Annotated in this window: 23 protein-coding genes; 9 read left to right on the top strand and 14 right to left on the bottom strand. The window is 60.6% G+C overall.

The genetic code is table 11. From position 1 onward, the window contains the following. Positions 1-3 precede the first annotated feature (3 nt). Positions 4-879, bottom strand: a complete 876-nt coding sequence (locus R6254_RS10180) for an alpha/beta hydrolase (protein ID WP_318406513.1) — start codon at positions 877-879, stop codon at positions 4-6. Positions 880-1,027: 148 nt separating this feature from the next. Here R6254_RS10180 and R6254_RS10175 point away from each other — a divergent pair, with 148 nt between their 5' ends. From R6254_RS10175 to R6254_RS10160, 4 genes are all read left to right on the top strand, one after another. After that, positions 1,028-1,744 carry a GntR family transcriptional regulator gene (locus R6254_RS10175; protein WP_318406511.1) on the top strand — a complete coding sequence of 239 codons (717 nt, stop codon included), beginning with the start codon at positions 1,028-1,030 and terminating at the stop codon, positions 1,742-1,744. Further along, a complete protein-coding gene (locus R6254_RS10170) occupies positions 1,710-2,591 on the top strand; it encodes a phytanoyl-CoA dioxygenase family protein (RefSeq protein ID WP_318406509.1) in 882 nt (293 codons plus the stop codon). The genes R6254_RS10175 and R6254_RS10170 overlap by 35 nt, the downstream gene beginning before the upstream one ends. 25 nt (positions 2,592-2,616) lie before the next feature. After that, entirely contained in the window at positions 2,617-3,975 is a 1,359-nt protein-coding gene (locus tag R6254_RS10165) for an NAD(P)H-dependent oxidoreductase (RefSeq protein WP_318406507.1), read from the top strand. Between the two features lie 62 nt (positions 3,976-4,037). Next, positions 4,038-4,934 carry an NAD(P)-dependent oxidoreductase gene (locus R6254_RS10160; protein WP_318406505.1) on the top strand — a complete coding sequence of 299 codons (897 nt, stop codon included), beginning with the start codon at positions 4,038-4,040 and terminating at the stop codon, positions 4,932-4,934. Positions 4,935-5,001: 67 nt separating this feature from the next. On the opposite strand, the gene R6254_RS10155 is transcribed toward R6254_RS10160, so the two are convergent. Then, the gene (locus R6254_RS10155) at positions 5,002-6,948 is read right to left on the bottom strand and encodes a DEAD/DEAH box helicase (RefSeq protein WP_318406503.1); all 1,947 of its coding nucleotides are present in this window, start codon (positions 6,946-6,948) and stop codon (positions 5,002-5,004) included. Between the two features lie 387 nt (positions 6,949-7,335). Then, complete coding sequence (gene orn, locus R6254_RS10150; protein WP_318406502.1) at positions 7,336-7,899, bottom strand: oligoribonuclease; 564 nt, start codon at positions 7,897-7,899, stop codon at positions 7,336-7,338. A 35-nt stretch (positions 7,900-7,934) separates the two neighbouring features. On the opposite strand from orn, the gene R6254_RS10145 reads away from it, so the two are divergent. The 3 genes from R6254_RS10145 to rsgA are packed head-to-tail and all read left to right on the top strand — an operon-like array spanning position 7,935 to position 10,482. Beyond that, positions 7,935-9,221: a M48 family metallopeptidase gene (locus R6254_RS10145; RefSeq protein ID WP_318406500.1), complete on the top strand. Its 1,287-nt coding sequence runs from the start codon at positions 7,935-7,937 to the stop codon at positions 9,219-9,221. Then, entirely contained in the window at positions 9,218-9,538 is a 321-nt protein-coding gene (locus tag R6254_RS10140; RefSeq protein ID WP_318406499.1) for a 4a-hydroxytetrahydrobiopterin dehydratase, read from the top strand. The genes R6254_RS10145 and R6254_RS10140 overlap by 4 nt, the downstream gene beginning before the upstream one ends. After that, positions 9,535-10,482: a ribosome small subunit-dependent GTPase A gene (gene rsgA, locus R6254_RS10135; RefSeq protein WP_318406498.1), complete on the top strand. Its 948-nt coding sequence runs from the start codon at positions 9,535-9,537 to the stop codon at positions 10,480-10,482. The genes R6254_RS10140 and rsgA overlap by 4 nt, the downstream gene beginning before the upstream one ends. A gap of 6 nt (positions 10,483-10,488) precedes the next feature. Here the strand turns inward: rsgA and hisC are convergent, their stop codons facing one another. The 7 genes from hisC to rpsP all read right to left on the bottom strand — a co-directional run bounded on the left by hisC (position 10,489) and on the right by rpsP (position 15,912). Further along, positions 10,489-11,550 (bottom strand): histidinol-phosphate transaminase, encoded by a 1,062-nt coding sequence (hisC, locus tag R6254_RS10130; protein ID WP_318406497.1) that lies wholly within the window; start codon positions 11,548-11,550, stop codon positions 10,489-10,491. Between the two features lie 22 nt (positions 11,551-11,572). After that, positions 11,573-12,574 (bottom strand): CobD/CbiB family protein, encoded by a 1,002-nt coding sequence (locus R6254_RS10125; RefSeq protein WP_318406496.1) that lies wholly within the window; start codon positions 12,572-12,574, stop codon positions 11,573-11,575. A 152-nt stretch (positions 12,575-12,726) separates the two neighbouring features. Next, the gene (locus R6254_RS10120; RefSeq protein ID WP_318406495.1) at positions 12,727-13,425 is read right to left on the bottom strand and encodes a CoA pyrophosphatase; all 699 of its coding nucleotides are present in this window, start codon (positions 13,423-13,425) and stop codon (positions 12,727-12,729) included. Between the two features lie 68 nt (positions 13,426-13,493). After that, positions 13,494-13,859 carry a 50S ribosomal protein L19 gene (gene rplS / locus R6254_RS10115; protein WP_318406493.1) on the bottom strand — a complete coding sequence of 122 codons (366 nt, stop codon included), beginning with the start codon at positions 13,857-13,859 and terminating at the stop codon, positions 13,494-13,496. Positions 13,860-14,137: 278 nt separating this feature from the next. Beyond that, entirely contained in the window at positions 14,138-14,917 is a 780-nt protein-coding gene (trmD, locus tag R6254_RS10110; RefSeq protein ID WP_318406492.1) for a tRNA (guanosine(37)-N1)-methyltransferase TrmD, read from the bottom strand. A gap of 144 nt (positions 14,918-15,061) precedes the next feature. Next, entirely contained in the window at positions 15,062-15,637 is a 576-nt protein-coding gene (gene rimM / locus R6254_RS10105) for a ribosome maturation factor RimM (RefSeq protein ID WP_318406491.1), read from the bottom strand. 14 nt (positions 15,638-15,651) lie between these two features. Continuing rightward, positions 15,652-15,912, bottom strand: coding sequence for a 30S ribosomal protein S16 (gene rpsP / locus R6254_RS10100; protein WP_318406489.1), 261 nt, complete (start codon positions 15,910-15,912; stop codon positions 15,652-15,654). 173 nt (positions 15,913-16,085) lie between these two features. On the opposite strand from rpsP, the gene R6254_RS10095 reads away from it, so the two are divergent. Together R6254_RS10095 and R6254_RS10090 are read left to right on the top strand one after the other, a co-directional pair. Next, complete coding sequence (locus R6254_RS10095; RefSeq protein WP_318406488.1) at positions 16,086-16,640, top strand: GNAT family N-acetyltransferase; 555 nt, start codon at positions 16,086-16,088, stop codon at positions 16,638-16,640. A gap of 17 nt (positions 16,641-16,657) precedes the next feature. Next, a complete protein-coding gene (locus R6254_RS10090) occupies positions 16,658-17,113 on the top strand; it encodes a hypothetical protein (RefSeq protein WP_318406486.1) in 456 nt (151 codons plus the stop codon). Between the two features lie 47 nt (positions 17,114-17,160). Here the strand turns inward: R6254_RS10090 and R6254_RS10085 are convergent, their stop codons facing one another. The 4 genes from R6254_RS10085 to R6254_RS10070 form a co-directional block, all read right to left on the bottom strand. Further along, a complete protein-coding gene (locus tag R6254_RS10085; protein WP_318406484.1) occupies positions 17,161-18,171 on the bottom strand; it encodes an inorganic phosphate transporter in 1,011 nt (336 codons plus the stop codon). A 15-nt stretch (positions 18,172-18,186) separates the two neighbouring features. Continuing rightward, positions 18,187-18,834 (bottom strand): DUF47 domain-containing protein, encoded by a 648-nt coding sequence (locus R6254_RS10080; RefSeq protein ID WP_318406482.1) that lies wholly within the window; start codon positions 18,832-18,834, stop codon positions 18,187-18,189. 248 nt (positions 18,835-19,082) lie between these two features. After that, on the bottom strand, positions 19,083-19,445 hold the full coding sequence (locus R6254_RS10075) for a DMT family protein (RefSeq protein ID WP_318406481.1): 363 nt from the start codon (positions 19,443-19,445) through the stop codon (positions 19,083-19,085). Between the two features lie 17 nt (positions 19,446-19,462). Next, positions 19,463-20,431: an AEC family transporter gene (locus R6254_RS10070; protein ID WP_318406480.1), complete on the bottom strand. Its 969-nt coding sequence runs from the start codon at positions 20,429-20,431 to the stop codon at positions 19,463-19,465. Positions 20,432-20,821: the final 390 nt, after the last annotated feature.

Genomic DNA, 20,821 nt, shown 5'->3' with positions numbered 1-20,821 from the left:
CCGTTAGGCGGTACCGGCGACCAGTTGCAAAGCCAGCTGGTTCAGCCGGTGGCCGGGCTGGGCCAAGGCATCCACGATGCTGAAGTGGTTCAGCCCCGGCAAGTCCTCACACACCGGCACCACAGCTTGGCCCCAAGCCTGGGCGATCAATGCGTTGTGGCGCAAAAACTCTTCACTTTCGTCGCCGCCGGCGACGCTGTACAGCTGGCCTTGTTGGGGTGCCGGCAGCCAGGCCGGGCTGGCCTGCATCACCTGCGCCGGTGTCAAACGCAGCGCGTCTTTCAAAAACGGTGTGAGCATGACGGAATCGAGCTCATACAGGCCGGAAATCGACAAGGCGTTTTTCACCAGATCGGCCGGCAGGTCTTTGGCATACACCGGCCACAAGCAGGCCAGCAGCATGGCCGCCAGGTGACCGCCGGCGGAATGACCCACCACACTGATGCGACCGGGGTCACCACCAAAACGTGCGATGTTGCGATAAGTCCAGGCCAGCGCCTTGACCATTTGCGCCGTGATCTCGGGAATCGTCACGGCCGGGCACAAATCGTAATTCGGCACCACGACACAAGCGCCTGAGGCGCCTGAAGCGCTGAAAGCCGGCGCCAGAAAAGAATGTTCGGACTTGTCCAGCCCGCGCCAATACCCGCCATGGATAAACACCACCACCGGTGCGCCAGCCTTAGCGGCCTTGGCGGCCGGAAAAACATCCAGGGTCTGGAGAGCACTCGGCCCATAGGCGATGTCCAGGGTACAAGGCTGCGTGGCCCGGACCTGCGCGGACAAGGCCGCCCAGCGGCTGAAATACGCGGGATGTTCGGGCACCAACGCGCGGTTGTTGTACATGCGGTCCAGCCAGGCGGGATCGAGTCGGCTCATGCTTGCTCCTGAAAAATATCAACACCATTGTCAAACGGCTGCCATCTTGGCACAGCCGGTCCGACGTCTGGGGCAACACCCTCCAGCATCGGGAAAACCCGGAATACAAGAAAATCTCAACGGAGTATTCTGTATACAGAGTACAAACATGCCACCCCAACTCATCAAAATCGAATCCACGCCAGACCTGGTTGACCAGGTCTACCGCAGCTTGCTGGACGCCATCAGCGACGGGAGCTTGGCGCCTGGCGAACGCATCATGCAGGAAGACATTGCCGAGCAACTGGCGGTGTCGCGCCAGCCGGTGTTGCAGGCTTTGCGCCTCTTGAAAAAAGACGGTTTTGTGCTGGACGCACCCGGCCGTGGCGTCCTGGTGGCACCACTGGACGTGAACTGGCTGGCGCAGATTTACCAGGTGCGCAGCGCGCTGGATGGGTTGGCCGCACGGCTGGCCGCCAAAGCCCGTTACCAGATGGACCCGCAACTGATACGCCAGGGCCGGTTGGCGGCGCGCAGCCACCAGATCAAGGCCATGATGGCGGCCGACGCGCAGTTTCATGCGGCCATTTACGCCGCCTCGGGCAACCCCTTGATTGCACAAAGCGCGCAACTGCACTGGCAACACATACGCCGCGCCATGGGGGCAGTGCTGCAGCTGACCACCATGCGTGAATCCATCTGGGATGAACACGAAGCCATTGCCCAGGCCATAGGCGCAGGAGATGAAGACCGGGCCGAGACCCTGATTCGCCAGCACGGCGAAGACGCCAACCGCAACCTGGCCAGCCTGCTGTCCAGTGCCCTGAATAAAACAAACCAGGAGACAAACCATGAAACTGAGCCCCGAGCAACTCGCCCAATTTGAGCGCGACGGTTACCTGTTTTTCCCCGGCCTGTTCACGCCGGAAGAAACCCAAACCCTCAACGACGAAGTCCCTGCCCTTTACAGCCGGCGCGAGGACTACAACGTTCGTGAAAAAGGCAAGGACGCGGTTCGCACCAACTTCGCCGCACACATGTACAGCGCACCTTTCGCCAAACTGGCGCGGCATCCGCGCATGATAGAACCGGTGCAAGATTTGCTGGGCGAGCAGCTCTATATGCACCAGTTCAAGATCAACGGCAAGATGGCTTTTGAAGGTGATGTCTGGCAGTGGCACCAGGACTACGGCACCTGGCTCAACGACGACCTGATGCCGACCGAACGCGCGATGAACGTGGCGATTTTTCTCGATGACGTGAACGAGCACAACGGCCCGCTGATGTTTATTCCCGGCAGCCACAAAAAAGGCGTGGTCGATGCGAAACACGACCTGACCACCACCAGCTACCCCTTGTGGACCGTGGACAACGACCTGATCCGCCAACTGGTGCAACGCGCCGGCGGCAAACAAGGCGGCATCGTCAGCCCCAAGGGCCCGGCCGGCTCCATGATTTTGTTCCACTCCTGCCTGGTCCATGCCTCGGGCAGCAACCTGTCGCCCTTCAACCGCGTGAGCGTTTACCTGAGCCTGTGCGCGGTCAGCAACCACATCCGCCGCCACAAACGCCCCGAATACATCGCCCACCGCGACTTCACGCCCATCACCTGCCTGCCCGACGACTGCCTGCGCAAGGACTACCCGGTGGATCTGCCGTGGAAAGACGGCTTGCCGGCCATGGCCTTGCAAACCTCGATGGACGCCATCGCGCCCGAACGCAAAGCGGCCTGACAACAACAGCGACTTGGGATAAACCATGAATCTTCACACCAAACTCCAGCAACGCGCCGCCGACAACAAGCCGATTCGCATCGGCCTGATAGGCGCGGGCAAATTCGGCTCCATGTACCTGGCGCAGATTCCCAAGACACCCGGCGTGCACCTGGTGGCGATTGCCGACCTGTCGCCCGAGGCGGCCCGCACCAACCTCGCTCGTGTGGGGTGGAATTCGGCCTTGACCCAGGCGGAATCTGCGCAAGAAGCTATCAAAACAGGAGCAACCTGGATCACGGAGGACTGGCAGGCAGTGGTTTCACACCCGCAGATCGACATCATTGTCGAATGCACAGGCAACCCGGTGGCCGCGGTCGAACATTGCCTGCAGGCTTTTGCGCACGGCAAACACGTGGTCAATGTCACGGTGGAAGCCGATGCCTTTTGCGGCCCGCTGCTGGCGCGCAAGGCGGCCCAGGCCGGCGTCATTTACTCCCTGGCTTTCGGCGACCAGCCGGCCCTGATCTGCGACCTGGTGGACTGGGCGCGCACTTGCGGTTTTCCAGTGGTGGCGGCGGGCCGCGGCCACAAATGGTTGCCGCATTTTTGCGAATCCACACCTGAGACGGTTTGGGCCAATTACGGTTTGAGTCCCGAGCAGGCCGCGCGCGGCGGGCTCAACCCCAAGATGTTCAACAGTTTTCTCGACGGCTCCAAGCCGTCCATCGAATCCACCGCCGTGGCCAATGCCACCGGCCTGACCGTGCCCAGCAACGGCCTGCTTTACCCGCCGGCCAGCGTGGAAGACATTCCGTTTGTGACACGACCTATTTCTGAGGGCGGCGTGCTGGAACGCAAAGGCATGGTCGAAGTCATCTCTTCGCTGGAAGCCGACGGTCGAAAAATTCCCTACGACATTCGTATGGGCGTCTGGGTCACGGTGGAGGCCGAAACCGACTACATCAAAAACTGCTTTGAAGAATACAACGCCCACACCGACCCCAGCGGGCGTTATTTCACGCTCTACAAACGCTGGCACCTGATCGGCCTGGAAGTCGGCGTGTCGGTCGCCAGCGTTGCCTTGCGCGGCGAACCCACCGGTGTGGCCACCTGCTGGAACGCCGATGTGGTGGCCACGGCCAAACGCGATTTAAAACCCGGCGACATGCTCGACGGTGAAGGCGGTTACACCGTCTGGGGCAAGCTGCTGCCGGCCGACACCTCGATGAAGATGGGCGGCCTGCCGCTGGGCCTGGCGCACAACGTCAAAGTCGTGCGTGCGGTCAAAAAAGGCCAGAGCCTGAGCTGGGCCGACGTGGTGATGGACACCGCCACCCCGGCTTACAAGGTGCGCAACGAAATGGAAACCCTGTTCGCGCCAGCCATGAAGCAAGCTGCCTGACAGCCTTTTGTTGCGCTGTGCCGCATGATGATGGCCATCCCACCTTTTCCCTGGAAATTTGAATGAGCACGCCCCCCAAACAACCCGCCCTCCGCATTGCCTTTCTGGGCACAGGCAGCATGGGCCTGCCCATGGCCAAACGTCTTTGTGAAGCCGGTCATGCCTTGCAGGTCTGGAACCGCACACCGGCCAAAGCCGCTTCGCTGACGGCGCTGGGCGCGGTGCTCCATATGCAAGCCAGCGCGGCGATCGCAGGGGCAGACATCGTGATCGGCATGCTGGAAAACGGCGCCGTGGTGGAAGACGTGTTGTTTGCGCAAGGTGTCGCCGCCGCGATGAAACCGGGCGCGCTGTTTGTCGACATGGCATCGATCAAGCCGCGTGAGGCACGCGACCATGCTGCGCGCCTGGGGGCGCTGGGCATTTCGCATCTCGATGCCCCGGTCTCGGGCGGCACGGTGGGCGCCGAACAAGGCACATTGGCGATCATGGCCGGCGGCAAGGCGCCGGCCTTTGAACGTGCGCTGCCTATTTTTCAGATCTTCGGTCGCGCCACCCACGTGGGCTCGCACGGCGCGGGCCAGCTGACCAAACTTGCCAACCAGATGATTGTCGGCATCACCATTGGTGCGGTCGCCGAGGCTTTGCTGTTTGCCAGCAAGGGCGGCGCCGACATGGCCAAGGTCAGGGAAGCGATCAGCGGCGGTTTTGCCGACAGCCGCGTTTTGCAACTACATGGCCAGCGTATGGTGGAGCGCGATTTTGCGCCGCGTGCCCGCCTGTCGATACAACTGAAAGACATGCGCAATGCCCTGGCCACGGCTGAAGAAATCGGGTTTGATGCGCCGGTGACCGCCTTGTTTGAACAGCTCTACGCCGACGGCATGGAACACGGCCTGAGCGACCTGGACCACTCCGGCCTGTTTGTCGAGCTGGCCAGCCGCAACGGCATGAACTGATCGTTCAAGCTCTCAGCGCCCATAAAAAAACCCGCTTGCGCGGGTTTCTTTTTTACCTCAGTACGACTTAACGTGCGGGGCGTGCCGGACGCTTTTGGGCATCACGGGGAACAAACACCTTGCCGGCCGGCTTGGCGAAACCAGCAGGCTTGCGGTTGGCGAAGTCAGGGCGCGGGGCAAAACCTTCGTTGCGCGGAGCGCCACCGCCACCAAAACTGCGCTCTTCACGCGGGGCGAAACCGGCGTTGTTGTTATTACCGAAACCACGGTCATCCTGACGACGCGGGCCGCGGTCATTAAAACCGGAACGGTCTGCATAGTTGTTGCCCTGAGGCGCAGGAGGACGACCCTGGAAGGAGCCACCGCGGTCATCACGGTTACCGCCACCAAAACCACCGCCAGCACCACGGTCATCGCGATTGCCACCGCCGAAACCACCACCACGGTCGTCACGGTTGCCGCCGAAGCCGCCACCACCGGCAGGCTTGCGGCCTGCATAACCACCGCCACCGCCGCCGAAGCTGCGACCACCACCACCACGGTCATCACGACCGCCACCGAAATTGCCACGTGGGCGATCGGAGGTAGGTGCAAAACGTTGCTGCGGCTCCAGACCGGCGATCACGCTGGGCTTGAGGTTTTGCTGCATGTAGTGCTCGATGTCCTGGATCTTGCGGCGATCGCGGAACTCGGCAATGGTCATGGCTTGACCGGTGCGGCCAGCACGGCCGGTACGGCCAATACGGTGCACATAGTCTTCGGCCTTCATGGGCAGGCCGTAGTTGATCACGTGGGTGATGTGCGGCACATCCAGACCACGGGCGGCGACGTCGGTCGCGACCAGAATCTGCACGCGGCCATCACGGAAAGCCATCAGGCGGCGATTGCGCAGGCCTTGACCCAGGGCACCATGCAGTGCCACGGCGCTAAAACCTTCTTGCACCAGATCGTTGGCCAGACCGTCACACTCAACCTGGGTGCTCGCAAACACGATGGCCTGGTTGATGGTGGTGTCGCGCAACATGTGATCCAGCAGCTTGCGCTTGTGGCTCATGTTGTCGGCCCACAGCAGGGACTGCGTGATGGAGGCGTGTTTTTCGTGCGGCGAGTCGATCTCGACGCGCTGCGGCGTACGCATCACACGGGTCGCCAATTGCATGATGCGGGGCGCGAAAGTCGCGCTGAACATCATGGTCTGCTTGCGCTCGATGGTGAGCTGGTTGACTTCAGTCAGGTCGTCGGCAAAGCCGAGGTCCAACATACGGTCGGCTTCGTCCACCACCAGGAACTGGACCTGGTCCAGTTTGATCTGCATGCTGCGCTGCAAGTCCAGCAGACGGCCGGGCGTAGCCACGACGAGGTCGGCGTTTTGCAACTTGGCAATTTGCAGCTGGTAAGGAATACCACCCACCACGTTGGCCACGCGCAGGCCGCGGCAATGACGCACCAGGTCGATCGCGTCGGCGCAAACTTGCTGGGCCAGTTCACGGGTCGGGCACAGGATCAGGGCGCCAGGGGTGGCGGCCTTGAAGTTGCGTGGGCTGGTCGGGTCTTTGCGCTTGGGTTTCTTCAGCGGTGCTTCGCCACGGGCCACGGCTTCAGCGCTTTGGCGCTCAAACTCGGCACGTTCGTTGCGCTCGGTGTCTTCCTGCTGCTTGAGCAGGGTGTGCAGCACGGGCAACAGGAAAGCAGCGGTTTTGCCGCTACCGGTCTGGCTGGAAACCAGCAAGTCGGTGAATTTGGTGGCTTTCGGGTCCGCATCCAGGGCCTGCATGGCTTTGGGGATGGTGGCCATCTGCACGGCGGTCGGCTGGGTGAAACCCATGTCGGCCACGGCTTGCAGCAGTTCTTTGGCCAAGCCCAGTTTCACGAAACCGTTTGGCTCCGCAACGATGGCTTCCAGCGAGCTTTCAGGCGCGGCGGTCGCTTCGGAAAAATCCGGAACGGGGTTGGTGTCGATATCGGTGTTTGCTTCGGCCATAAAGTCGCCGCGAGCCTCAAAAGAGTCAGTCATGTTTTTTCTCACTAAACACTTGTCCACGCCGCCACGCTTGTGGTGTGGGCTGGCGAACAAGAAACTACCACCTGCCGCGTAGCGGAAGGCTTCGTTCATGGTTAATAAAACATCAACCATCAAACGAATATTTCGGCTCAGGCGGAAAAACCGGTGCCTGAAGCGATGACTCTGTTGGTAGAGCCCAAAAGTGTGAGGTAGATGTGCAAATGCGGTGCACACCCTGTGCATCCGTCAAGCCCTCAATTATGCCATGGCTTACGGGTTTCTACCAGCCCCCAATGGCTGAAAGACCTTTAAACCCGCTGCCGCGGGCTTGAGGCCTTCTTGGGTAGCTCACTTTTTAATAGCATATTACGCCCGCAGGTCAAGGGCTAGAGGCCAAAATCACTTAAGAAAGTGGGTGCGGTAGTGTTCCAGCTCGTCAATCGACTCGTGTACGTCGGCCAGCGCCGTATGGCTTTGCCGCTTCTTGAAAGCGCTGTACACCTCGGGGCGCCAGCGTTTGGCCAGCTCCTTGAAGGTGCTGACATCGACATTGCGGTAGTGAAAATACGCCTCCAGCTTGGGCATGTATTTCACCAGGAAACGCCGGTCCTGGCTGATGGTGTTGCCACACATCGGGGTCACGCCTTTGGGCACGTATTTGGCCATGAAGGCCAGCATCTGCTTTTCCGCATCTTCTTCGGTCACCGAACTGGCCTTGACCTTGTCGATCAAACCGCTGCGGCCATGTGTTCCCTTGTTCCAGTTGTCCATCTTGTCCAGCAACTCATCCGATTGATGAATCACCAGCACCGGGCCTTCGATACGCGGCGTGAGCTGGGGGCCGGTCACAACCAGGGCGATTTCCAGCAGGCGTTCTTTTTCCGGGTCCAGGCCGGTCATTTCGCAGTCGAGCCAGATCAGGTTCTGGTCGGATTTTTTGAGTGTGGTTTCAAGGTCAGACATCTTGCGATTCTCGCTGATCGCCTAAACTTCCCAAGATGAACGACTATTCTCTGGTTTTCACCCTCGTCTTCTGTGCCGCGCTGGTGCTGGGCGTGGTGCTGAAGTTTTATCTTGCGTCGCGCCAGATCCGTCACGTGGCGCAGCACCGCAACGAAGTGCCGGCCGCCTTCGCCGCCACGATTTCTCTGGACTCGCACCAGAAAGCTGCCGACTACACCGTCACCAAGGCCCGCTTCGGTCTGCTGGAACTGGCTTACGGCACCGCCTTGCTGCTGGGTTGGACCTTGCTGGGCGGTATCGACACGCTGAACCAGGCACTGGCCGGCAGCGGCCTGGACCGCTACGGCAGCCTGGTGCCGCAACTGGCCCTGCTCGCCGCGTTTGGTTTGATCAGCGGCCTGCTGGATTTGCCCTTCACGCTGTACAGCACCTTCCGCATCGAAGAGCGTTTTGGCTTTAACAAAATGACTTTCAAGTTGTGGCTGACGGACCTGCTGAAATCCACCTTGGTCGGCGTGTTGATCGGCCTGCCGATTGTGGCGCTGATTCTCTGGATCATGGGCAGCACCGGTAGCTGGTGGTGGCTCTGGGCCTGGGGTACCTGGATGGTGTTCAACCTGCTGATCCTGGTGTTGTATCCCACGGTGATTGCGCCGCTGTTCAACAAATTCCAGCCGCTGGAAGACGAAACCCTCAAGGCACGCGTCACGGCGCTGATGCAGCGCTGCGGCTTTGCCGCCAAGGGCCTGTTCGTGATGGACGGCAGCAAACGCTCGGCCCATGCCAATGCCTATTTCACCGGCTTTGGCGCGTCCAAACGTGTGGTGTTTTACGACACCCTGCTCAAGCAGCTGAATCCGGCCGAGGTGGATGCCGTGCTGGCGCATGAGCTGGGCCACTTCAAACACAAACACATCATCAAACGCATAGTGTCGATGTTTGCCATGAGCCTGGCAGGCTTCGCGCTGCTGGGTTGGCTGTCCACACAGGTCTGGTTTTTCACCGGCCTGGGCGTGCGGCCCAACCTGCAAGGCAGCAATGACGCGCTGGCCCTGCTGCTGTTCCTGCTGGTGGTGCCGGTCTTCAGCTTTTTCATCTCGCCGCTGTTTGCCCAGTTCTCGCGCAAACACGAGTTCGAGGCCGATGCCTATGCCGTGGCGCAGACCGATGGCAAGGACTTGCAAAGCGCCCTGCTCAAGCTCTACCAGGACAATGCCAGCACGCTGACGCCCGACCCGGTGTTTGTGAAATTTTATTATTCGCACCCACCGGCCTCCGAAAGACTGGCCCGCATGGGTGCCCCCACCGGAGCCTCCGCATGAGCAACCCCATCCACCAGAACCGGCGCGCCTTGAGCGCCACCGAAATCGTCACCCAGCTGAGCCAGCTCAACGGCGAGCAAGCCCTGGGCTGGCGGCTGATCGACGGTTCGCTGGAAAAAACCTATACCTTCAAAAACTTTCACGAAACCGTGGGTTTCGCCAATGCCGTGGCGTTTATCGCCAATGCCGAGGACCACCACCCGGACCTGGCCCTGAGTTATGGCAAATGCACGGTGCGTTTCAACACGCACGACGTGAACGGTATTTCGGTCAGTGACTTTTTCTGCGCGTCCAAAGTCGACGCCTTGCTCACTTGACCACTGTTTCATCCGCCGGGACCTTGCCCGGCCTGGTGGTCGCCGGTTTTGGCCGGCATTGCCTGGTGGAAACACCCAGCGGCGAACGTATCATCTGCCACCCCCGCGGTAAAAAAAGCCAGGTTGTGGTCGGTGACCGCATCCAGTGGTTGCCCTCGCAGGACGAAGGCACGGTTGAAAAAGTCGAGCCGCGCAGCAACCTGTTTTACCGGCAGGACGAGATGCGCACCAAGTCCTTTGCGGCCAATTTGGACCAGGTGCTGATCCTGATTGCCGCCGAGCCCGAGTTTTCGGAAACCCAGCTGACACGGGCGCTGATTGCGGCCGAAGCCGAACGTATCACGCCCATCATTGCGCTGAACAAAAGCGACCTGGCCGAACCCTTTGGTCGCGCCTGGACCAAGCTGGCGCCCTACCGGGCCATGGGTTACCAGGTCTTGCCGCTGGCCATCAAGCCCAAAACTGACACGCCGGTGGCCAACGACGCGCAATACCAGCAACTGCAGGCGCTCTTGCGCGGCAAAAAAACATTGGTGCTCGGCCCCTCGGGCGCCGGGAAAAGCAGCTTGACCAACCTGCTGGTGCCCGACGCTCAGGTGCTGACAGCCGAAATATCGCAGGCGCTAAATTCAGGCAAACACACGACCACCAGCACCACGCTCTACTGGATAGACGCCGAGCGAACCACTGCGCTGATCGATTCGCCGGGTTTCCAGGAATTTGGCCTGCACCACATCGACCCCATGCACCTGGCCAACTACATGCCGGATCTCAAAGCCCATGCACAGGACTGCAAGTTCTACAACTGCACCCATCTGCACGAACCCGGCTGCGGCGTGATTTCACAAGCAAAATCAGCCTCTGGCCCAGGTTCTATCAGCGCAAGTCGCTATCGTTTGTATAGCGACTTATTTGCCGAGCTGTCGCAAGAGCGGCGCTACTGACAAAGACTAGCCGCCCAGCAGACTGCGGCAGGCATCCACCAGGGCCGAACATTGCGTCGGCGTGCCTATGCTGATGCGCAGGTGTTGCTCGATACGCGGCAGCTTGAAATGGCGCACCAAAATACGTTGCGCACGCAGACCAGCGGCGAGGTTAGCCGCGTCGTGCCCGGGATGGCGCACCATCAGGAAATTGGTCTGCGAAGGCAAAACATCAAAACCCAGGCCCTGCAACTGCTGGCGCAACAACTCGCGGCTCTGGATCACGGCCGCACACGTGGTTTCAAAATAAGCCTTGTCCTCGTAAGCCGCCACCGCACCGGCCAGCGCCAGCCGGTCCAGCGGGTAGGAGTTGAAGCTGTCTTTGACTCGCTCCAGCGCTTCGATCAAGTGGCGCTGGCCGGCGGCAAAACCCACACGCAAACCCGCCAGCGAACGTGATTTGGACAAGGTCTGGACCACCAGCAGATTCGGGTAACGCTGAATCAGGCCGATGGCGCTCTCGCCGCCAAAATCCACATAAGCTTCGTCCACCAACACCACCCGGTCCGGTTGCTGCTGCAGCAACAACTCGATCTGCGCCAACGGCAAACCGCTGCCGGTGGGTGCATTCGGGTTCGCCATCACCACACCGCCGCAGGCCGCCTGGTACTGCGTCACATTGATGCCCATGGCCGCATCCAGCGGGACCAGCGTGGCTGTTATGCCGTACAGCCCGCAGTAAACCTTGTAAAAGCTGTAGCTGATGTCCGGCATCAGGAGGGGCAAGTCCTGGCGGAAAAATGCGAAAAAGGCATGCGCCAGCACTTCGTCCGAGCCGTTGCCTGCAAACACCTGGCCGACATCCAGGCCGTGATGGCTCGCCACCGCCTGCCGGAAGGCCCTGGCCTGCGGATCGGGATACAACTGCAAACCGTCCTGCGCCGCCGCCGTGATGGCGTCTATGACCCGGGGCGAAGGCGGATAAGGATTTTCGTTGGTATTGAGCTTGATCAGGCCAGCGATGGCGGGTTGCTCGCCCGGGGTGTAAGGCACCAGCGCCCGAACCGAGGGACTCCAGAACGAGGACATGGTCAGCAGGCGGAAGGCGCGCTCAGCCCAGCAGGCGCGCCAGGGTCAGCAAGGCCAGCAACACCATCCAGAGCACCACGGAGCGCCAGACCAAGCCCACGATGCTGCGCAGGTGGGCCACTTCGGGCTCGCGGCCGGGGGTGCTTTCGGTGGCGACGGGACTGGCATCACCGTTGGCCTGAAAACCCTGGGCGGCATCGGTCGCATACGTGGCCTTCAAGGCCTCGCCGCCCAGCCGCACATTGACCGCGCCCGAGGTCGCGGCCAGGATCACGCCGTCGTTGCGGTTGCCCGCATCGGCCGGCAGACGTTGCGCGTAATTGCGCCAGCCGTCGATTGCATCTTCAAAACTACCCACCACCGCAAAACCCAGCGAGGTCAGCCGGGCGGGCACATAGTCGATCACCTGCCAGGCTTGCGTCGCAGCATGTTGCAGGGCCGGGCTGGCGCCCTCGCCGGTCGATTTGCTTTTGTAGGCCCAATAACGGGACACAAACTCGCTCAGGCGGTACAAGACCGCGCCGGTCGGTCCCAGGCCCAGCGCGGCCAGCACCGAAAACCAGGCCAACACGCCAAACACATGGCGGTGCGCGGCCAGCACCGAATACTCGATCACGTGCCGGACAATTTCGCTGCGCGGCAACTCGCTGGCATCGACCTGGCGCCACTGCGCCAGCAGCTCGCGTGCGCTGTCCTCGTCGCCGTCGTCCAGCGCATCGCGTATGTCGGTGAAGTAGTGGCTGAACTGGCGAAAACCCAGGGTGACATAAAGCACGGCCACGCTCCAGGCCAGGGCCAGCACCACATTCACGCTCCACAGCAACCAGTGAATCGTCAGTGTGAGCACTGCCGGCACCAGCACGGCCATGGTCCAGGCCAACCAGCCGTGCTGCGGCTGGCCGGCGTCCAGGCTGCGGCTGGCCCAGCGCACCCAGCGGCGCAAACTGGCATGGATGACATTGCCACGGGCCAGCGGCCTGGCCTGTTCAATGATGAGGGCGAGCAAAACGGCAAAAAAACTCATGCGCAATGATACTGCCCCCACGGTCGCGCACTGCGTGTCGCTCCCTGCCCCCCGAGGGGGCCGCTGCGCCTGCGGTCTGGCGAAGCCAGTCCCGCGGCCCCTGCTTGAAAAGACAGTCTCTGCCCGTGCCCTATTCTGTGCCCTATTGATACTCAGGCGCTCAGAAATCGATAGAGGTTGCGCAGCATGCCAGCGGTAGCGCCCCAGATGTAACGTTCCTTGCTGTCGCTGCTGTCGGCCGCCCCGGTGTAAGGCATGGACAGCCACTCGCGCTGCACGCCGTCAAATTCAAATACGTGGCGCTGGTGGTGCGCCGGGTTCATCAGGTAACGCAGAGGCACCTCAAAAATATCGGCCACCTCTGCCGGGTTGGGCTGCAGCACAAAGCCGGGCTGCACCAGCGCGACCACCGGCGTGATGATGAAGGCGGTGCCTGTGACGTAGGTCGGGAGAATGCCCAGCACTTCCACATGTTCGCGACTCAAGCCGATTTCCTCATGCGCCTCGCGCAAGGCCGTGTCCACGGCATCGTGGTCGGTCTCGTCGGTCTTGCCGCCGGGCAACGCGACCTGGCCGGCGTGGGTCGTCATGTGGCCGGCCCGTTCGGTCAGCAGCAAGGTCAGTTCGTCGCGCATGACCAGCGGCAACAACACGGCTGCCAGCGCCGGCTCGCGGTTGGAAAACTTTTTCTCGACGCTGTGCTCCGGCGTCCAGAACGGCGGGTGCCGGAAACGCTGGCGCAAGGCCTGCGGCGTCAGCGCCTCTTCCGGCACACCCGACAAATGTGTATCCACACCAATCACCGGAATGCTGCGCGGGTCGAATTTGGGCAAAGGCTTGGTGAACGTCATACAAAGCAAAGCGTAACAGGCAAAAAAAAGCCGCTCCTGAGAGCGGCTTTTCGAGGGCTGAGCCGCTTTTATGCAGCTTTGGCGCCCAGTTTTTCCTTGATACGTGCCGACTTGCCGCTGCGCTCGCGCAGGTAGTACAACTTGGCGCGACGCACGTCACCACGGCGTTTGACTTCGATCTTGGCGATCAGCGGGCTGTAGACCTGGAAGGTCCGCTCGACGCCTTCGCCATTGGAGATTTTGCGCACGATGAAGCTGGAGTTCAGACCGCGGTTGCGCTTGGCAATCACAACACCTTCAAAGGCCTGCACACGCTTGCGTGTACCTTCAACCACATTGACGCTGACAATCACGGTGTCGCCAGGGGCGTACACGGGGAGAGTCTTGTTCAAGCGGGCAATTTCTTCCAACTCAAGAGTTTCGATCAGATTCATAAAAATTCCATCTCGCTATTTTTCGTTCATACACGCGCTGCACTAAAGACCGCAAATCCATGGACACATCGTTGATGGTCAAGATGGTTGCAGTGGCCGCCAGAGGACCGAAAAGCCTTTGATTATATGGCACTTCCATAAATCCATTTTTCGGGCGAATTGCGTCGTTGCGCGGTGCTCGCAATCCTCACGTACCCAAGTACATTCCGGTTGCTGCACTCCGTGCGCCTAGCACTTCATCCCGAAAACCCGAATTTCTGGACATGCCACGAGGCAACTTACGCGTCTTGCTCGGGGTTTTCGACCAAATCAGCCAGAAAAACCTCATCGCTGACGCTCAAATGGCCGGCGGTTCGCGCTTTTTGCACCAGTTCCGGGCGATGGCGCTGGGTCAGCGCCAGCCGCTGCTCGCGGCGCCAGCGTTCGATGTGGCTGTGGTTGCCCGACAGGAGTTTGTCCGGCACGGTTTGGTCACGCCAGGTCTCGGGCCGCGTGTAATGCGGGCAATCGAGCAGGCCATCCAGGGCCGGGTTGAAACTGTCGAACTGGTGGCTGCCTTCGTCATTGAGCACGCCCGGCTGCAGCCGCGCCACCGCGTCCAGCAAGGCCATGGCCGCGATTTCACCACCCGACAACACAAAGTCACCCAGGCTGATTTGCTGGTCCACATAGGTGTCGATAAAACGCTGGTCCAAGCCTTCGTAACGGCCGCAAATCAGCACCGCGCCGCTGCTGGCCGACCAAGCTTCCACCCCGCTGTGGTCCAGCGCCCGGCCAATCGGCGAAAACAGGACCACTGGGGCCTGCTGGTCGGGAGACTCGGCGCGTTCAACACGAATTTTTTCCAGGCAACGGGCCAGCGGCTCGGCCATCATCACCATGCCGGGGCCGCCGCCGAAGGGACGGTCGTCCACGCGACGATAACTGCCATCGGCAACATCGCGCGGATTCCAGAGTTTGACCTCGACCAGGCCGGATTCGTAGGCGCGACGCGTCACGCCGCTTGTCAAAAACGGCGCGAACAGCTCGGGAAACAGGGTGATGACGTCAAAACGCATGAGGGCTATTTTGCTCCATGAAACGACGTGCGAAGTGCTGGAGGACTTGACCCAGCAAGGGCCGCGGAACCGGCTTAGCCGGGCCGCAGGCGCAGCACCCCCACGGGGGGCAGCGCAGTACGCGAAGCGACAAGCGTGGGGGCTCTAGTAGTCAGGCTGCCAGTCCACCGTGATGGTCTTGCCTGACAGATCGACGGCATCCACATAGGCTGCCACGAAGGGGATCATGCGCTCCAGGGTCTGACCTTCTTCGGTGTACTCGACACACAGCACCGAATGCGGGCCGGTGGCCATCAGGTCGCGTACGCAGCCCAGGGCCACACCTTCGCGATTGAGCACGTTCAGGCCCAACAGGTCGACCCAGTAATACTCGTCTTTGCCGGCTTTCGGAAAGCTGCTGCGCGGCACAAAAATGCGCGCACCACGCAAAGCCTCGGCCGGCGTACGGTCATCGATGCCCTCAAATTTGGCAACAACGGTATCAGAATGAGTTTTGGATTCGGTAACACCCAAAATCACCGTGCCGGCAAAGGCATCAAAGCCGGGCCGGTTTTTGGCATCGGGCGGCTGGAGATACCAGCGGCCGGAAGAAAAAAGCGCCTCGGAGGAGGCGCTGTGGGCCAGGACCTTGACCCAGCCCTTGACGCCCCAGGCATCAAGAATGCGCCCAACTTCAACCGCATCGTCCGGTAAACCGGACGGCTCAAGGCCAGGCAGCATTTAAACCTCTACGCTCAGGCGGCTTTAGGAGCAGCGGCAGCGCCCTGCTTGACCAGGCGTTCCACGGTCGGGGATGGCTGTGCGCCAACGCCGAGCCAATGGGTCAGACGGTCCTGCTCAATGCGCAGACCCTCTTCGCCACCTTTAGCGATCGGGTTGTAAAAACCGATGCGTTCGATGAAACGGCCATCGCGGCGAACGCGTTTGTCAGCCACAACAATATTGAAAAAGGGACGGTGTTTAGAACCGCCGCGCGAGAGTCGGATGACGACCATGATTTATCCTTCGGGTGGTGAGGTGAAAAAAATCACCCCAAAATGTTCCTGCAGCGCTTGAGACACACGACATGGCACCCGGCCAGCGAAATGCTGCAAAGCCGCAGATTATAACCCGCGGCCCGAGATTTTCCTCACAACGACTTTCCAACCCCTCCTTTTTAACCATTGCCATGACCCTGATTCGACCTTGCCGCGACGACGACCTGCCTGCCATCACCGCGATTTATGCGCACCACGTGTTGCACAGCACCGGCACCTTTGAAACCGAGCCGCCCAGCGTGGCCGACATGGGCACACGCCGCGCCGACGTCTTGTCCAAAGGCCTGCCCTACCTCGTGGCCGAGGACCAAGGCGTGGTGGTCGGGTTTGCCTATGGCAACTGGTTCAAACCCCGGCCGGCTTACCGCTATTCGGTGGAAGATTCGATTTACCTGGCGCCCGACCAGCAGGGCAAAGGCCTGGGCCGCGCGCTGCTGAGCGAGTTGCTGGCACGCTGCGAATCCGCTGGCATACGCAAGATCATGGCGGTCATTGGTGATTCGGCCAACGCCGGCTCGGTCGGCCTGCACCGTGCACTGGGTTTCACGCAAGTCGGCGTTGTCGAGTCTTGCGGGTGGAAAATGGGTGCCTGGCGTGATATTGTGATCATGCAAAAAACGCTGGGTGCCGGCGACACCTTGCCGCCCCCGGACGCCACGCCGTCCACCTCTTCCTCCCCTCCATGACTGTGCTCACTGTATCCATGAAAAAAAACAAAAATAAGACGCTGGCCACCTGGCTGGCGTTTGTAGTCGGCCAACTCGGCCTCCATCGTGTCTACCTCTACGGCTGGAAAGACCTGTTCGCCTGGCTGCACCCGCTGGCGGCGGCGCTGGGCTGGTGGGGTGTCCAGCGGGTGCAGCAGTATGGCCAGGATGACCATGTGGCCTGGATGCTGATTCCGCTGCTGGGCTTCACCCTCGCTGGCACGGCCTTGACGGCGATTTATTACGGCCTGATGGCGCCTGAAAAATGGAATGCGCAACACAACCCGTCAGCGGCGCCGGATGCCGTTGCAGGCAGGACCAACTGGCTGACCATGGGCGCCATCGTGCTGTCCTTGCTGTTCGGCACCGTGGCCCTGATGTCCAGCATCGTCTTCAGCTTTCAGCGCTACTACGAGTACCAGATCGAAGAAGCCAGGAAAATCAGCCAATAAAAAAAGAGCCCCGCGGGGCTCTTTTTTATGGAGGACGGCCAGCTTGATTAAAAAAGCTGCAGGCTGACCCAATACGCGATGGCTGCGACAAACGCCGAGGCCGGAATCGTGAAGATCCAGGCCCAGACGATGTTGCCAGCCACACCCCAACGCACGGCAGAAGCACGCTGGGTGGAGCCCACACCCACGATGGCGCCGGTGATGGTGTGTGTGGTCGAGACCGGGATACCCAGGGCCGTGGCCAGGAACAGGGTCAAGGCGCCGCCGGTTTCCGCGCAGAAACCGCCCACGGGTTTGAGCTTGGTGATTTTCTGGCCCATGGTTTTCACGATGCGCCAGCCGCCAAACATGGTGCCTGCGGCAATCGCCACATAACAGCTGACAATCGCCCAGGTCGGTGGCGAGCTGTCGCTGGCCGAGGCATAACCCGTGGCGATCAGCAGCATCCAGATGATGCCTATGGTTTTTTGCGCATCGTTGCCGCCGTGGCCCAGGCTGTAGGCACCAGCCGACACCAGCTGCAGGCGCCGGAACCACCGGTCCACCTTGGACGGTGTGGCACGCCGGCAAACCCAGGCGACCACCACCATCATGATCGAACCCAGCAAAAAACCCAGCAGGGGTGAAACAAAGATGAAGGCCACGGTTTTCAGGATGCCGGCCGACACCAGCGAACCCGCGCCCGATTTGGCCATCACCGCGCCGACAATACCGCCTATGAGGGCGTGCGACGAGCTGCTCGGAATGCCGTAATACCAGGTCACCAGGTTCCAGGTAATGGCGCCAATCAGCGCGCCGAACACCACGTGGGTGTCCACCACCCCCGGCTGCACAATGCCCTTGCCCACCGTGGCGGCAACGCTCAGGTGAAAAATGAAGATGGCAACAAAGTTGAAGAAAGCCGCGAACAACACGGCCTGGCCGGGTTTGAGTACGCCGGTGGACACGACGGTGGCAATCGAGTTGGCCGCGTCGTGAAAGCCATTCATGAAGTCAAAAGCAATGGCCAGGAACACCAGCAATGCCACAACCCACAGGGCAGTTTGTACGGTTTGCATGCGCGCCCCGAATGATCAGGAATTTTCGAGGACGATGCCCTCGATCAGATTCGCCACATCCTCGCACTTGTCGGTGATGGTTTCCAGCAGTTCGTACACCGCCTTGAGCTTGATCACTTCACGCACATCGGGCTCTTCGCGAAACAACTTGCTCATCGCCGAACGCATGACGCGGTCGGCGTCAGACTCCAGCTTGTCGATTTCTTCGCAAGTCTTGAGCGCCGCCTCGGCCGTGGCCGCGTCGCTGAGCTTGTCGATCAGTGCCACCGCGTCTTTCAGGCGCTCGCAGCATTTGACGCTGAGGTCGGTCAGCCGAACAATATCGTCGGTCATGTGGCGAACGTCGTAGAGCGCCATGGTTTCGGCGGAATCCTGGATCAGGTCGGCCACATCGTCCATGGTGTTGATCAGCGAATGGATCTGCTCGCGGTCAATCGGCGTGATGAACGTCTTGTGCAACATGCGGTTCACCTCGTGGGTGATACGGTCCGCCGCACGTTCGGCGTTGTCAACCTCGCGGTTGTAAGCCTCGCGTTTTTCAACGTCGTTGTAATGGACGACCAGATTGGAAAACGCATGGGCCGCCTCCACGATGCGATCCGCATGCTGGTTAAATAACTCGAAAAAATTGCCTTCGCGCGGCAGCAATTTGCCAAACAGCATGTTCAACTCCTGGGGGGTGTATGTCGGGGGATAGGACTAAATTGTTACTCCCCCGAGTTTAACCGCCGAGATAAATAGCCCCCACGCTTGTCACTTCGTGTACTGCGCTGCCCCTTGCACCGAAAAAAGGGACTGTGCTAGCTTGGGGCGGCCCGGCGCGGCGCACTGTGCCCCCATGCTGGTCACTTCGTGTACGTAGCTGCCACTTTTTTTGGGGGGGCGGCCCGTCGGAAATTTGATCGGGTATTTCAGCTACTGCGAAAAATGAAGTAAACCGCACCCACCATGCACAGCGCCGCCCACAGGTAATCGAGTTTCAGCGGCTGGTCCAGGTAAAACACCGCAAAAGGCACAAACACCACCAGCGTGATGACCTCCTGCATGATCTTGAGTTGCCCGACGTTGTACATCGTGAAACCGATGCGGTTGCCCGGCACCTGCAGCAAATATTCGAACAAGGCAATGCCCCAACTGATCAGCGCCGCGATGTACCAGGGCGAGGTAGCCAGGTTTTTCAGGTGGCCATACCAGGCAAACGTCATGAAGACGTTGGACAAGAGCAGCAAACCGATGGCCTGCGCGGAAATGGGAAGTGATTGCAAAAATTGCATAAAAATCTCCGTTCGGGTTAGCCCAGCCGGGGCACCAGCAAGACCACCAAGGTCAAGGTCAGCAGCGCCAGCACCGTGGACACCGCCACGCTGGCCGTCGTCAGTTCCTCCGCGACGTCGTAACGCTGTGAAAACAAAAACACATTCGCGCCAATCGGCAAGGCGGCGGCCACAATCATCACCATCATGGGCACGCCGCCGACACCCAACACGCGGCACAACAACCACACCAGCAAGGGATGAGCGAGGTTTTTAAGGCTGGCCAGCGCCAGTGCCTGGCGCCAGTGTTTGCCCACCGGCGTGCTGGCCAGCATCACGCCAACCAATACCAGCGCCAGCGGCCCAAAAGCGTTGGCCAGCAGCTCCAGCGGCTTGTCGATCAGCACAGGAATCTCCAGCGAGGTCTGCGCAAACAGCAGGCCGCAAATGATGGGCAGCGGCACCGGGTGCAGCACGGCATTTTTGAAAGCCGCCAGCACTGTCAGCACGGAACGTCGGTGCATGGCCGCCCGGTCCTGGCTCGCGCCCGGCTGCTGACTCTGCTCGCGCGCCACCGCGAGTTCCAGCACCACCGTGGCGCTGGTCAACAGCACCAGCGAATGCACAGACACCAAGGTCAGCAAGGTGATCAGGCCCGTCGGGCCGTACATCAGTCCAATCAGGGCAATGCCAATCATCACCGTGTTGGAAAACGTGGCGGCCAGCGCCAGCACGGCCGCGCGGCGGTTGAAACCCTGCACCAGCAGGGTCCCGCCAAACAAAATGAAGGCAGCCAGAAAGTAGGCGGCCACCGGCTTGAAGTCGAGTTGCTCGATATGCACCTTGCTCATGGTGCGAAACAACAGCGCCGGCGTGAGCAGCAAAAAAACCAGATTTGCAAGATCTTTTGTGGCCCCAGCCCTTATCCAGCCTGCGCGGCCAGCTATAAAACCAATAGCAATCAGGAGAACCACGGGGAACAGGGAGGCGACAACGGGGGAATTCATTGGGTGATCTTAGCTGCGGCCTGGATGGGTCTGCTGGCTTGCGCCGCTGCCAGCGTGGACTTTTGTTGGTGCTTCGGGCAAGCCGGGTCTCGCCCCGGCGGGCGACTTACTTTTCTTTGTCTCGCCAAAGAAACCTAAGGAAAAGAAAGGCGACCCCGCTGTCTGCGTCCCTTCGCTGCGCTACGGGCAAGCTGCGGTGCTCGGTCCAGCCGGGGTCGAGCTCGAACTCGCCTTCGGCTCAGACAATCGCTCGCCCTGATCCGACTGGCCCTCCGCTCCTAGTCGCAGCCAGAAGGGGGTGGAGAAAAACGCAAATACCAATTCGGGGGAGATATGACGCGCGTAGCACGTCATGTCGAAACACAAACGGCTGCCATTCATGCACGCGTT

It is taken from the genome of Polaromonas potterensis, assembly GCF_033446725.1.
GTDB lineage: Bacteria > Pseudomonadota > Gammaproteobacteria > Burkholderiales > Burkholderiaceae_C > Polaromonas.
This window is presented reverse-complemented; position numbering and strand designations above follow the sequence as displayed.